Source organism: Carboxydothermus hydrogenoformans Z-2901 (genome assembly GCF_000012865.1).
Lineage (GTDB): Bacteria > Bacillota > Z-2901 > Carboxydothermales > Carboxydothermaceae > Carboxydothermus > Carboxydothermus hydrogenoformans.
In genome coordinates, this window is the sequence record NC_007503.1 from 372129 (window position 1) to 386161 (window position 14033).

The 14033-nt window shown below is 43.9% G+C and carries 10 protein-coding genes; 9 read left to right on the plus strand and 1 reads right to left on the minus strand.

Annotation, left to right across the window (positions count from 1 at the left end; all coding sequences use genetic code 11):
- Nucleotides 1-127: 127 nt before the first annotated feature.
- From CHY_RS01940 to ldhH, 6 genes are all read left to right on the plus strand, one after another.
- Nucleotides 128-1873 carry an L-lactate permease gene (locus CHY_RS01940; RefSeq protein WP_011343368.1) on the plus strand — a complete coding sequence of 582 codons (1746 nt, stop codon included), beginning with the start codon at nt 128-130 and terminating at the stop codon, nt 1871-1873.
- A 63-nt stretch (nt 1874-1936) separates the two neighbouring features.
- Nucleotides 1937-3304 carry an FAD-binding oxidoreductase gene (locus tag CHY_RS01945; protein WP_226986717.1) on the plus strand — a complete coding sequence of 456 codons (1368 nt, stop codon included), beginning with the start codon at nt 1937-1939 and terminating at the stop codon, nt 3302-3304.
- A gap of 12 nt (nt 3305-3316) precedes the next feature.
- Entirely contained in the window at nt 3317-4561 is a 1245-nt protein-coding gene (locus CHY_RS01950) for a (Fe-S)-binding protein (RefSeq protein ID WP_011343370.1), read from the plus strand.
- Between the two features lie 75 nt (nt 4562-4636).
- Nucleotides 4637-5332 (plus strand): FadR/GntR family transcriptional regulator, encoded by a 696-nt coding sequence (locus tag CHY_RS01955; protein WP_011343371.1) that lies wholly within the window; start codon nt 4637-4639, stop codon nt 5330-5332.
- 88 nt (nt 5333-5420) lie between these two features.
- The gene (locus tag CHY_RS01960; protein WP_011343372.1) at nt 5421-5948 is read left to right on the plus strand and encodes a LutC/YkgG family protein; all 528 of its coding nucleotides are present in this window, start codon (nt 5421-5423) and stop codon (nt 5946-5948) included.
- The gene (gene ldhH / locus CHY_RS01965; protein WP_011343373.1) at nt 5948-8068 is read left to right on the plus strand and encodes an L-lactate dehydrogenase (quinone) large subunit LdhH; all 2121 of its coding nucleotides are present in this window, start codon (nt 5948-5950) and stop codon (nt 8066-8068) included. Before CHY_RS01960 ends, ldhH begins: the two co-directional genes overlap by 1 nt.
- 36 nt (nt 8069-8104) lie before the next feature.
- On the opposite strand, the gene CHY_RS01970 is transcribed toward ldhH, so the two are convergent.
- Nucleotides 8105-9775: a long-chain-fatty-acid--CoA ligase gene (locus tag CHY_RS01970; RefSeq protein WP_011343374.1), complete on the minus strand. Its 1671-nt coding sequence runs from the start codon at nt 9773-9775 to the stop codon at nt 8105-8107.
- Nucleotides 9776-9933: 158 nt separating this feature from the next.
- On the opposite strand from CHY_RS01970, the gene recO reads away from it, so the two are divergent.
- The 3 genes from recO to glyS all read left to right on the plus strand — a co-directional run bounded on the left by recO (nt 9934) and on the right by glyS (nt 13981).
- A complete protein-coding gene (gene recO / locus CHY_RS01975; protein ID WP_011343375.1) occupies nt 9934-10656 on the plus strand; it encodes a DNA repair protein RecO in 723 nt (240 codons plus the stop codon).
- 362 nt (nt 10657-11018) lie between these two features.
- The gene (gene glyQ, locus CHY_RS01985) at nt 11019-11891 is read left to right on the plus strand and encodes a glycine--tRNA ligase subunit alpha (protein ID WP_011343376.1); all 873 of its coding nucleotides are present in this window, start codon (nt 11019-11021) and stop codon (nt 11889-11891) included.
- A gap of 17 nt (nt 11892-11908) precedes the next feature.
- A complete protein-coding gene (gene glyS, locus CHY_RS01990; protein WP_011343377.1) occupies nt 11909-13981 on the plus strand; it encodes a glycine--tRNA ligase subunit beta in 2073 nt (690 codons plus the stop codon).
- Nucleotides 13982-14033: the final 52 nt, after the last annotated feature.

A 14033-nucleotide genomic window follows, 5' to 3' on the forward strand; every position in this document is an offset into this window, starting at 1 on the left:
GAAATTTGTAACATTTAGAATATATTGAAAATTTAAATTTATATGGTAAACTAATAGTCAAGAGGTCAGACCATCATACGGCCGTATGATTAGGTTATTGACAAATTTTTTTCAGGAGGGGTATTTGGTGACCTGGACGCAAAACTACGACCCGTTTAACAACATTGCACTGTCGGCTTTGGTGGCAGCGATTCCGATTTTTTTCCTGTTCTGGGCGCTGGCCATCAAAAAGATGAAAGGTTATATTGCGGGCCTTTTAACGTTGCTTTTGGCCATTATTGTGGTGATTTTCGAGTACAAGATGCCCGTAAATCTTGCTTTAATGGCTGCGGTAAACGGCGCATTATATGGTCTTTTCCCTATTGGCTGGATTGTTATTACTGCAGTTTACCTCTATAACCTTACCGTAAAAGCGGGACAGTTTGAAATTATTAAGGATTCCATTGCTTCTATTACCGAAGACCGGAGGCTTCAAGCTCTGTTGATTGCTTTTGCCTTTGGAGCGTTTTTAGAGGGGGCCGCTGGCTTTGGTACCCCGGTGGCGATTACGGCAGCAATGCTCGTTGGTCTTGGTTTTAACCCCTTGTATGCTGCAGGAATTTGCTTGATTGCCAACACTGCTCCCGTTGCTTTTGGAGGAATAGGTATCCCCATTATTGTGGCCGGACAGGTAACGGGAATTGATGCTATGGCGATTAGTAAAATGGTAGGCCGTCAGTTGCCGCTTTTATCGGTAGCCATTCCTGCCTGGTTGGTCTTTATCATGTCCGGGTGGAAGGGTCTTCTTGAGGTCTTACCAGCAGTGTTGGTTACCGGTATTTCCTTTGCCGGTGCTCAGTGGTTTTCTGCAAACTACCTTTCGCCGATGCTCCCAGACATAATCTCTTCCCTTGTTTCAATTATCGCTTTGGTCTTATTCTTAAAGGTTTGGAAGCCGAAAAATATCTGGCGATTTGCCAATGAACCTCCGGCAACATTACAGGTGAAGAAGCATTCCGCAGGGGCTATTTTAAAAGCCTGGTCGCCGTTTATTGTATTAACGATTTTGGTGGGCGACTGGGGGTTAAATCAGGTAAAAAATGTGTTAGACCTTGTTACCCTTAAGTTTCATGTTCCCGGCCTTGATGGTTTAATTTATAAGCCCGGTGCGGACAAAGCCATGGAAGCAGTCTTTAAATTTAACTGGTTGTCAGCAGCCGGGACGGCAATCCTTATTGCTGCAATAATTACGATTTTAATTTTACGAATTAGCTTTAAAGATGCGGTTTCGGTATTTGTTGATACTCTTAAAAGCTTAAAATATCCGCTAATTAACATCGCAGCGGTATTGGGTTTTGCTTATGTCGCTAACTTCTCGGGTATGAGCCAAACGCTGGGTTTATCGCTAACCGTTACAGGAAAAGCGTTTGCCTTTCTTTCACCAATGCTTGGTTGGCTCGGGGTATTTATAACCGGTTCGGATACATCGGCTAATGCTCTTTTCGCTAAATTGCAGGCTGCTTCAGCGGAAAAGCTGGGTATTGATCCGGTCTTAACTGTTGCAGCTAACTCTTCCGGTGGAGTTACCGGTAAGATGATTTCACCGCAAAGCATTGCGGTAGCTACCGCTTCGGTGGGCTTGGTGGGCAAAGAAGCGGAGCTTTTCCGGTTTACCGTGCTGCACAGCTTCTTATTTGCTGTGGTGGTAGGCATCATTACTTATCTCCAGGCGTACTACCTGAAAAGCTGGATTCCGGTTTACAAAATGATTGAAAGTGCTGGAGCTGCAGCTCAAGCTCAGGTAGAAACCGGTCCAGGACTTACCATTCTCGGGATTACCGCAGTGGTAATTTTAGCCCTTTGGGGCTTAGTTGCAGCCCTTAATAAAAAATAAATTAAAATAAAACTAAGCGGGGGGAGCTATTCCCCCCGGATAGTTTTGAGGAGGTTTTTTAAAGTGGAAGCACTGGCGAAGCTACAAAAAATTCTTGGTTCCGGGAAGATAAAAACGCAACCGGAGGAGCTTTTTGTTTACGGTTATGACGCTACCGCGGGGTTAAAAAACCAAATGCCTTTAGCGGTGGTATTTCCTGAAAGCACCGAGGAGGTAGTCGAGATTGTTAAATGGGCCAACGAATATAAAATTCCTCTTTATCCGCGGGGTTCAGGGACAAATTTAAGCGGTGGAACTGTGCCGACGGCAAAAGGGGTAGTGGTAGAGTTAAATCGTCTCAATAAAATCTTAGAGATTGACCTGGATAACCTTACGGCTACCGTGGAGCCGGGGGTAATCATCAACGATTTAAATGAAGCGGTGAAACCCTACGGCTTGATTTATCCGCCGGACCCGGGAACGGTTACTACTGCTACTATGGGCGGTTCGGTGGCCGAGTGTTCCGGTGGGCTTCGGGGCCTAAAATACGGTGTAACCAAGCATTATATCATGGGCGTCGAAGCGGTAATTGGTACTGGTGAACTGTTGAAATTTGGCGGCAAGACCGTGAAAAATGTTACCGGCTATGATCTGCCTGCGTTAATGGTGGGAAGCGAAGGTACCTTAGGGATTATTACGAAAATTATCGTAAAACTTATTCCCGCACCGGTAGCCAAAAAAAGCTTCTTAGCTGTATTCAACAGTATTGATGATGCTGGGAACGCCATTGCTGAAATTATTAAAAACCGGGTTATTCCTGCAACTTTAGAAATTATGGACCAAACAACCATCCGGACGGTAGAAAAATTTAAAAACATTGGCCTTCCGGTAGATGCCCAGGCGATTTTACTGGTGGAAACCGATGGTTATCCCGAACAGGTGGAAATGGAAGCTAAAATTATTCGGCAGGTCCTGGAAAAAAATCGGGGAGAAGTATCTGAAGCCAAAAATGATGAAGAGCGGGAAAAACTCTGGGAAGCACGGAGGGCGGCATTACCGGCTTTAGCCCAGGTAAGTCCCACCACCGTTTTGGAAGATGCTACAGTTCCCCGGAGTCAAGTTCCGGCTATGTTAAAGAGGTTAAAGGAAATTAGTGAAAAATATAATCTTACTATTGGTACTTTTGGTCACGCAGGTGATGGAAATCTTCATCCTACAATCCTAACCGACGAAACTAACCGGGAAGAATGGCAGCGAGTGGAAAAAGCTGTAGAAGAAATCTTTAAAGCGGCGTTAGAACTTGGAGGAACGCTTTCCGGGGAACACGGCATTGGCATGGCGAAAAACCGTTTTCTCCTCTGGGAAATGGGGGAAGCGGGGGTTAATCTTTTAAAACGCTTAAAACTTGCTTTTGACCCCAATAATATCTTAAACCCCGGGAAAATGGCGTAGGGGGGAAGGTTTGTGACCGAGATTAAACAGGAGTTTTTAAAATGTATGCGTTGCGGTAACTGCCAGGCGGTTTGCCCCATATATAAGGAAACAAAAATGGAAGCGGAAGTGGCCCGGGGCAAGATTCAGCTCATCAAAGGGGTTACCGAAGGGGTATTAAAACCTACCGAATACCTGGCGGAAAAAATTGCTACCTGCCTTACCTGTCTTGCCTGCCAGGAAAACTGCCCCAGCGGGGTTAATTATGAGAAAATTCTCTTATATGGCAGGGACTATTTGGCCAAAGAAAATGGCTTACCGCCGGTGAAAAAAGCAATCTTTAAAGTTTTACGCAAACCCCGACTTTTTAATTTTGGCCTGAAAATGGCTTCCCGTTTTCAGGGGCTTGCCCTGAAAAAGGTTAAAGGTCGGCCGGGAAGGAAACTCAGGTTTGGGCTCCTCGAAGACCATGAAAACCGGTTGTTACCCGAATTTTCCAAGGAAACTCTGGTGGAAAAGGCCAGGTCTAAACAAACTTCTGGGAAAGAAAAGCTTTTGTATTTCCCCGGCTGTATGATCAATAACGTTTATGTTAACGTTGGGGAAGCGGTAATTGCTGTTTTGCAGCACAACGGAGCCCAGGTGGTAGTACCGGAAAAGCAAAGCTGCTGTGGGACTCCCGCCCGGGTGCATGGGGATATAGAGTCGGCCAAGAGCTTAGGACGTTATGTAATTGACACCTATCTTGCGATGGATGCCGATTACGTTATAACCAGCTGTTCTACCTGCGGGGTAACTTTACGACAGGGATATGTTGAACTTTTTGCCGATGAGCCGGAATACCTTGAAAAAGCCAAAAAGCTTGCCCAAAAGACCCGGGACATCAATGAATATCTGGTGGAAAAAGGCTTTATAAGACCTAAAAAACTAAATTTAAAAGTAACTTACCATGATCCCTGCCATTTAAACCGGAAGCTTAAAGTAAATAAACAACCCCGGGAAATATTAAAAGTAGTTTTAGGGGAAAATTTTAGGGAAATGAAAAAGCCTGCTGTCTGTTGCGGCGGGGCCGGTTCTTTTTCCCTGACCCATTACCCACTCTCGAAAGCTATCGGTAAGAAAAAAGCGTTAGATATCATTGAAACCGGCGCAGAAGTAGTGGCAACTTCCTGCCCGGGCTGCATGCTCCAGTTAAATGATGCTTTAGCTAAAGAAGGTTCGAATATCAAGGTCTTACATGTGGCAGAACTTCTGGCGGAAGGATATAAAGAAAATTAATTCACCCCTTAGAAGGATTTAACGGAAAAAGGGAGAAAATATAAAGGCAAAAATTACTTTTGCCGGAGGTTTCGCATGAATTTTCAGCAGATAAAAACCAAAAAAATTTACGAAGAAATAATCGAGCAAATTAGGTTGCTAATTGCCCGGGGTGAATTAAAGCCAGGGGATAAACTTCCGTCAGAAAGAGAACTTGCCGAAAGCCTTGGGGTCAGTAGAGCTTCGGTTAGAGAGGCATTAAGTGCGTTAGAAGTATTAGGGGTATTAGAAGTAAGACCGGGGGAGGGTACTTTTGTCCGGGAAGTGGCCGCGGATAAGTCCTTTCATTCCCTAACTCTGTTGTTACTGTTAGGTACAACTTTGGAAGTTTTAGAAGTAAGAAAGATTTTAGAATCCGGAGCAGTAGTACTGGCTACAGAAAGAGCTACCGATGAAGATATAAAACGCTTAGAAGATGCCGTAGTAAAAATGGAAAAAGATTTAAAGCAGGGTGATTTAGGGGATGAGGCTGATTTTATGTTTCATTACGGATTGGCTCTTGCTACCCATAATTCCCTTTTGGTACGTCTTATGAATTCCATTGCCGACACCATGCGCCAGTCTTTAAAAATAAACCGTGAGCGGCTTTTTAGAACTCCGGGCATGCCTGAAATTTTTTATAAGTACCACAAAGAAATTTTAGAGGCGATTAAAGCTCGCGATAAAATTAGAGCGCAAAAAGTTTTAGAGGAACATTTAACGGTGGCTGAAGAAAAATTGTTAGAAGAGTAATGGATTGAAAATAGTTTGATTTTAAAAAAGGGAAAATATAAAATCTAAGGTCAGACCATCAGGACATAATACCGAAGGTGGTGATTGGATGTTAAAGGAAAAGTTTATTACGGAACTTACTGCGGTGGGTGGCGAGGTTATTTGCGGTAAAACCTATGAACAGTTGATTGACAGTTTGGCGGGAGTACTGGCCGGTCTTGGTGTTCGGAAAGTGATGTACTATCCCCACCCGCAAGTTAAAAGGCTTTTAGAAAAGATAAGGGAAAAAGTGGCGGTAGAACTTCTTACTGAAGATTACCGTAAACCGGAAGAGGTTGAAGTAGGACTTACCGGTGCGGATTTAGGTGTAGCCGAGTCCGGTTCGCTGGTGCTGGTAGCGGAGGATCCAAAACTTCGAAAAATGACTACTTTACCGCCGGTGCACATTGCAGTTTTGGAGGAAAGCCAGATTGTGGAAAAATATGAAGATGTATTTGAACATTATGCTGGGAAGTTACCGGGATACTTAAACTTTATCACCGGACCTTCCAGAACGGCCGATATTGAAAGGGTTTTGACCATCGGGGTTCATGGACCGGGCCGACTTATAGTATTTATAAAAGAGGGTGAGGAATAATGGCGAATAAAGAGAAAATTAAAAAAGCCCTTGGTAATCCTACCTTACGGCGTGCTCTAACCAATTTTGGAAATAATTATGTTTTGGCTCGGGAAAAAGTTTTTGCCGGCCTTGATTTTGAGGAACTACGCCGGGAGATCAAGGCGGCCAGAACCGAGGTTAGAAAAAAGCTTGATTTTTACGTGGAACAATTCAGGATAAATGCCGAAAAAAATGGTGCCAGGGTAATAATTGTCCACTCGGCCGCTGAAGCAAAAAAAGCAATAGTTGATATTTTAAAGGCCAAAAACGCCAAAACAGTGGTAAAATCAAAATCCATGGCATCTGAAGAAATTCACCTGAATGAAGAGCTTGTAAAACACGGCATTGAAGTAGTGGAAACCGACCTCGGGGAGTGGATTTTACAGCTTGACGGGCAAAAGCCCTCCCACATGGTAATGCCGGCAATCCACCTTACCCGTGAAGAAGTGGCTGCTATTTTTTCCAGGGCACTGGACCGGGAAGTAGCTCCGGATATTGCCCAAATGGTTAAGCTTGCCCGACAGGAATTAAGGGATAAGTTTTTAAAAGCCGATGTCGGGATTACCGGTGGAAATATTGCGGTGGCAGAAACCGGTTCGATTTTTCTCTTTACCAATGAAGGGAATGCCCGGTTAACAACTACCTTGCCCAGAGTACGGATTAGCTTGGTGGGGGTTGAAAAAATTGTACCAACGTTAAAGGATGCCATCCCAATCATGCGGGCTCTTCCCCGAAACGCTACTGCTCAGAAAATTACCAGCTACGTGACCGTGATGACTGCGGGAGCCGGTCAGGAACATTATGTAATTTTAATGGATAATGGACGCATTGAGCTAAAAGACGACCCGGTGTTCGCAGAACTTTTCCAGTGTATCCGCTGCGCCGGTTGTTTAAATGTGTGTCCCGTCTACCAGCAAGTAGGGGGCCATGTCTTTGGGCATGTTTATACCGGACCTATCGGTACCCTTTTGACCGCTTTCTTTCACGGATTGGATGCAGCCAAAGACCCTCAGGCCCTCTGCGGCAGTTGCCTTAGATGTGCTACCGTTTGCCCTGCGGGCATAAATTTACCGGAATTGTTGTTAAAATTACGTCAAAGGGTTGTTGAAAGTTATGGACAACCGTTTGTCCAAAAATTTATCTTTGAACGAATTCTGGCCAATCCCAAGCTTTTCAACTCTCTTTTAGACCTTGGTCGAAAATTTCAGGGGTTAATCGCGGAAAACGGCGAGATTAAATCTTTACCCTTTGGTTTGGATAATCTTACTTCTTTCAGGGTGTTTCCAGCTCTTGCCAAGGAGCGACTTTATAAAAAATATCGGGTGCGTCCCAAGAAAAAAGGTACCAGGGGCAAAGTGCTGTTTTACAGCGGTTGCTTAATTGAACACATGTATCCCGATATTGGTGAAGATGTTTTCTTGGTTTTAGAGAAAAACGGTTATGAAGTGGTTTTACCGGAAGATCTGGGATGTTGCGGGGCTCCAGCATATTACTCCGGAGACTTACAGGCTGCCGTGAGGATGGCTAAAAACAACATTGAGGCGTTTTTAAAGCACGAGTATGATTATATAGTCACTGCCTGTCCTACCTGCAGCGAAACCCTAATGCATTATGAAAAATATTTAGAGGATGACGAAGAGTACCGGGAGAAAGCCAGGGAAGTATCGAGGAAGGTAATCGATTTTACCGATTTTGCTTATAAGTATTTGGCGGTGGGTGAAGGAAAACTGGCGGGGAGCTATACCCTTCATGACTCCTGTCATGCCCGCCGGGGCCTGGGTCAGGTAAAAGAGCCCCGGGAGCTAATTGTTAAAACCGGGGCAAACCTGGTGGAGATGGCCAATTCCGACCAGTGCTGCGGTTTTGGCGGTTCCTTCTCCATAAAGTATCCGGAAATCTCCGAAAAAGTGTTTCAGAATAAATACCAAAGCATCATGGAAACCGGTGCAGAAAAAGTAGCGGTTACCTGTCCGGGGTGTTTAATGCAAATTGCCGGCGGCCTGAAAAAACAGGGAGCTCCGGTAAAGGTAGAGCACTTAGCTACCATCCTGGCTAAAACCTTTAGGGACGGTTCTGAAAACCACCACTTTCTACGATAGATAGAAAGTGGTGGCTGGTAGAACCGTCCCTTCCGGTTACTTTTTTGCTTCTTCCCGGAGAGCCCGCCGTAAAACTTTACCTACGGTAGTTTTGGGGAGTTCGGTTCTAAATTCCACGTACTTTGGAACTTTGTACTTGGCGAGTTTTTCCTGACAGTGTTTAATAATTTCTTCAGAAGTGGCGGTTTCATTTTCTTTTAAAACAATGAAGGCTTTGACCACCTCTCCCCGGTACTCATCGGGAACACCTATTACTACCGCTTCTTTAACCTTAGGATGTTCGTATAAAACTTCCTCCACTTCCCGCGGATAAATGTTGTAACCGCCGGAGATTATTAAATCTTTTTTCCGATCCACAATATAAAGATAGCCATCTTCATCCATGCGACCTAAATCGCCTGTTAAAAGCCAGCCTTCTTTTAAGACCAGGGCGGTTTCTTCTGGGCGATTCCAGTAACCTTTCATAACCTGAGGACCTTTTACGGCAACTTCGCCTACTTCGCCAATGGCTACTGGATTTAATGTGTCCGGTTCAACTACCATACACAGGGTATCGGAAAGGGGCAGTCCCACCGAACCGGGCTTTTCCAGTGAATGAACAGGATTGCAGTGGGTAACGGGAGATGATTCGGTCAAGCCATATCCTTCCACAATACGGCCGCCGGTAATTTCTTCAAACTTTTTCTTAACTTCCACTGGAAGCGGGGCTGAGCCGGAAATACACAGTCTAATTGAGGTAATGTCATAATCTTTTATTCTGGGATGGTTGATAATGGCAACGTAGATAGTTGGGGCACCTGGGAAGAGAGTGGGCCGGTATTTTACTATGGTTTTTAGCATTTCATCGACGTTAAAACGAGGCATAATAAGCAGGGTGGCGCCGGTTAAAACGGCCAGGTTTAAAGCAACCGATAAACCGTAAACGTGAAAGAAAGGCATTACTGCCAGAATGATATCTTGGCTGCTTCTTACGGGATCCCAGGCATTTACCTGCATAGCATTGGCAATTAAATTACGGTGGGTGAGCATTACCCCTTTAGAAATGCCAGTTGTTCCTCCGGTATACTGGAGTACCGCTAAATCTTCTTCGGGATTAATGGTAATTTTCGCAAGGGGCTGGGGTGGTGATTTTAAAAGTTCCTGGAAACCAAGGATAAATGATTCTTTCGGGATTTCAATCCACCGTTTTTCTTTTTTTACTTTGACAGGATACAAAAGTTTTAAAAGAGGTGGCATAAATTCTGAAAGTCGGGTTACCACTATTTTTTCTAACGAAGTTTTAGCTTTAATGTTTAACACCCTGGGGAGAATTAAATCCAGAGTTATCACAATTTTGGAGCCTGAGTCAGTAAGCTGGTGGTGAAGTTCCCGTTCGGTATACATGGGATTGTTCCAGACAACCACTGCGCCTGCTTTTAAAGCGCCATAAAAGGCTATCACGGCCTGGGGGGAATTGGGTAAAATCAAGGCTACCCGGTCTCCCTTTTTAATTCCCAGGTTTTGCAGATTGGCGGCAAGGTTATCGGTGAGCTCTTTTAACTTTTGGTATTTAATTCTTGCACCGAAAAAGATTGTGGCGTCGGTGTCGGGAAATTCGTTGGCAGTTTTATCTAACTTTTCACCCAAAGAAATAGGGGGATAATCCAGGTGATATTTCACGTTTTTTGGATAATAAGGCCAGGATGGGGGATTATTTAAATCAATCATGAAAAACCCTCCTTAAAATGTTTTCTTAAGTTTATTATATTTTTGAATTGGATTCAGGCAATAAAAAATTTTAAAAATTCAAAAAATTATTGCTAATAGTTTTTTAAATAAACAATGATATAATTATGACAGCATATTGTTCAGAAGAGGGATGGATATTGAAATTTTATTTGGATGAAGGGATTGTGTTAAAGGGTAGTGACTTCGGTGATGGCCACCGAATGTTGACAATTATAACGAAAGAGCTGGGAAAAATTAAAGCGGTGGCTTACGGTGCAAAAAAGGTAAAAAGCAAAAAGCGGGGAGCGTTACTGGAATTCAGTCGGACCAACATTTATTTGCGGCAAAGTAACGATTATTTTATCGTTGAGCAAGCGGAAGGCATAGAGTATTTTCCCAATCTTTATGGAAATAAAGATTTGTTACATGCGGCGGGGCAAATTGCGTGGCTGACGGATCGCTTTTGGCCTCTGGGGCAACTTAACCCTAAACTATACAATTGGGTTTTATATAGTTTACGGTTACTAAATTCGGGAGTTTGGCCCAAAATTGTGTTAAGAAATTTTGAATTAAAACTTTTGGCTTTTACCGGCTTTAGACCTATAACCACTCACTGTGCCGTTTGCCGCAAACCTTACCGGGGTGAAGTATGGTATTTTGGAGCTGGGGAAGGAGGAATTGTCTGTCCTTCCTGTAGGCCCATAGAGGGGATTTATTTTGAAATATTTCCGGAAGTGGTAAAAGGGATGAACGCCTTACTTCTTGCTTCACCGGAAAAGTTACCGGAACTTTTATTGGATGAGCGGGTAGTGGATAGAGTTAAAACCATCTTGGAATATTTTTTGGGTTATCAATTGGGTGAGCCAATAAGACTTCTTTAACTTGACTTTTTTCTTAGGCTTTGGTAAATTATTTCACAACAAATTAATAATGGATTGGCAGTGAACCGGAGGAGTAGCTGTGATTTCCCTTAAAGAGAGCCGGGGGCTGGTGTGAACCGGTAGGGATAAACGGTGAAGGCGCCGGGGAGCCGGCAGGAGGAAACCCCAAGGGGAGTAAAGCCTGCAGAGTTTTGAGGTGGGCCTTTTTTGGCCAACCAGGGTGGAACCGCGGAAGGATGCCCCTTTCGTCCCTGGCAGCTTGCCGGGACAAAGGGGCTTTAAATTTATTAAGGTGTTTGTTTTTATTAGTTTTTCCAATTTCCAACATCCAACTTCTAATATCTAATATGGGGGTGTTTTTTATGCTTACTTTTCAGGAGATTATTTTAAAGCTAAACGAATACTGGGGGCAGCAAGGTTGCATTATTGCTCAGCCTTACGATACCGAAAAAGGGGCCGGAACTATGAATCCTCATACCTTTTTGCGGGCTTTGGGACCGGAACCCTGGCGGGTGGCTTATGTAGAGCCGTCGCGAAGACCAACCGACGGACGGTACGGAGAAAACCCCAACCGCTTGCAACATTATTACCAGTATCAGGTGATTTTAAAGCCCAACCCCGATAATGTGGTGGAGCTTTATATGGATAGCTTAAGATACCTGGGAATTAACCTCGAAGAGCACGATTTTCGCCTGGTGGAGGATAACTGGGAGTCCCCAACTTTAGGAGCCTGGGGTCTTGGCTGGGAAGTATGGCTTGATGGTATGGAGATTACCCAGTTTACCTATTTTCAGCAATGCGGCGGTATTGACCTTCCGGTAGTATCGGCGGAAATAACCTATGGGTTAGAGCGGATCGCTATGTACCTTCAGAAAAAAGATAGCGTTTATGACATTGTCTGGGTCGATGGAATAACTTACGGGGACGTTCACTTAATGGGGGAAATTGAAAACTCCAAATATAACTTTGAGCTGGCCGATGTGGATAAGCTTTTTTCCTGGTTTAAAGATTTTGAGGCGGAGGCAAAACGTCTAATTGAAGCGGGAGTGGTTCTGCCGGCTTACGATTTTGTCCTAAAATGCTCCCACACCTTTAACCTTTTAGACGCCCGGGGAGCAATTTCGGTAACCGAAAGAACGGCGTATATCGGGAGAATCAGAAACTTGGCTCGCCTGGTTGCGCAGAAGTACATTGAGCAGCGGGAGAGTCTCGGTTTTCCGCTTTTAAAAAAATAATTTAGGGGGGAGAAAAAATGGACTACTTACTGGAAATTGGTGTTGAAGAAATACCGGCGCGCTTTATTCCCGGGATTATTGAGGAGGTCAAAAATAAAGGGGAAGAATTCTTAAAGGAATTTGGGGTGCAGTATGAAGCGTTAATTTCCGAGGCAACACCCCGGAGGATTGTTTTTTACGTTAAGGGAGTTTTACCGAAGACCGAAGAAAAAATTCAGGAAGTAAAGGGGCCCGCTAAGAAGGCTTCTTATGATAGCGAAGGAAATCCGACCAGGGCTCTTTTAGGTTTTGCCAGAAGCCAGGGGATAGAACCTAACGAAGTAATCGAAAAAGAGGTAAATGGGGTTATTTACGTTTTTGCCCGGAAAAAAACCGGGGGAAATCCGGTAGACGAATTGTTGCCTGAAATTGCCCGGAAGTTAATTAAAAACCTGTCTTTCCCCAAACCCATGCGCTGGGGAGATATAGATTTTAAGTTTATTCGCCCGATTCGCTGGCTTGTTTCCCTGCTGGATGAAAAAGTGATACCCCTTGAAATAGCCGGAATTAAGGCGGACAGGATATCCAGGGGTCACCGCTTCTTGGGGCAAAAGGAAGTTGTTTTAGATAGAGCAGCCGATTACTTTGTTGCAATGAGAGAGAATTATGTTATTGTTTCCCTGAATGAAAGAATTGAGATGATCAGGGCTCAGTTACATAGGGCAAGCGCCGAAGAAGGAGTTGTGGTAGATCAGGATGAGGAACTTTTACTGGAAAACGCCAATTTGGTGGAGTATCCTACCGTGGTAATTGGAGAAATTAATAGAGAATTTTTAGAACTACCTAAAGAAGTAATAATTACGCCAATGAAGGAACACCAGCGCTATTTTCCCCTGTTTAAAAATGATGGAAGTTTGTACCACAAATTTTTAGCTGTTAGAAACGGAGGCAGGGAAAATTTAGCGGAAATTGCCGAGGGTTATGCCAAGGTTTTAAAGGCCAGGCTTTACGATGCCCGGTTTTTCTACCGGGAAGATTTGAAAAAACCGCTTGCCGCTTATAATGAAAAACTTACCCGGATAGTATTTCAGGAGAAGTTAGGAACGGTATGGGATAAAGTTTTACGCTTAAAGGAACTTGTGGTGGCTATTGGCAGGGAACTTAATTGTGATGATGAGGTAAAAAGTTACGCCGTCCGGGCAGCGGAGCTTTCTAAAGCAGATCTTGCTACCAATATGGTTTATGAGTTTCCCGAGCTCCAGGGGATTATGGGTCGGGATTATGCTTTAAAGTCCGGGGAAAGAAAGGAAGTAGCCGAGGCTATTTTTGAGCATTACCTTCCAAGATTTTCAGGGGATATTGTGGCAACCTCTGAAGTCGGAATTTTACTGTCCTGTGCCGAAAAAATAGATAACCTTACGGCATTTTTTGCCTTAAAACAAATTCCAACCGGTTCGGCGGACCCCTTTGGCTTACGGCGGCAAGCTTTAGGACTTCTTCGCACGTTAATTGAAAACAAACGCTTCTTTTCTTTAAAGAAGGCTTTTGATGCTGCTTTTAATTTGTTACCCGCCGAGGTTCGGGAAAAAGCGAATTTCGCCGAAGTTTATGAAGAACTCTTGGAGTTTATTTACCAAAGATTTAAGGGTTTTTTACTGGAAGAGGGATTTTCTTACGATACCATTGATGCGGTGCTGGCTACCGGAAAAGATGACTTTTATGACCTTTACTTAAGAGTTCGGGCTTTAGAAAATCTCAGAAACCATCCGAGTTTCACAGCTCTTACTACGACCTTTACGCGGGCGTACAACCTGGCCCGTAAAGGACAGGGAAGGGAAGTAGCTGAAAGTTTATTATATGAGCCGGCGGAAAAAGAGCTTTTTGCTGAGTTTCGCGAGATTTCCCTAAATGTTAAGGAGCTTTTAAGGGAAAAAGCTTACTTAAAAGCCATGGAAGAAGTGGCGGCATTAGCAAACCCTTTAGACCGGTTCTTTAACGAAGTGCTGGTGATGGCTGAAGACGAAAAGATAAGGGAAAATCGCCTTGGATTACTTGGAGCAATTGCCGGACTTGTTCTAGAAATTGCCGATTTGAGCAAAATTGTTGGTTAATTTTTTGCAAAAAATTATTAAATTAGGAGGTATTTTTTAAGTAAATATAGTA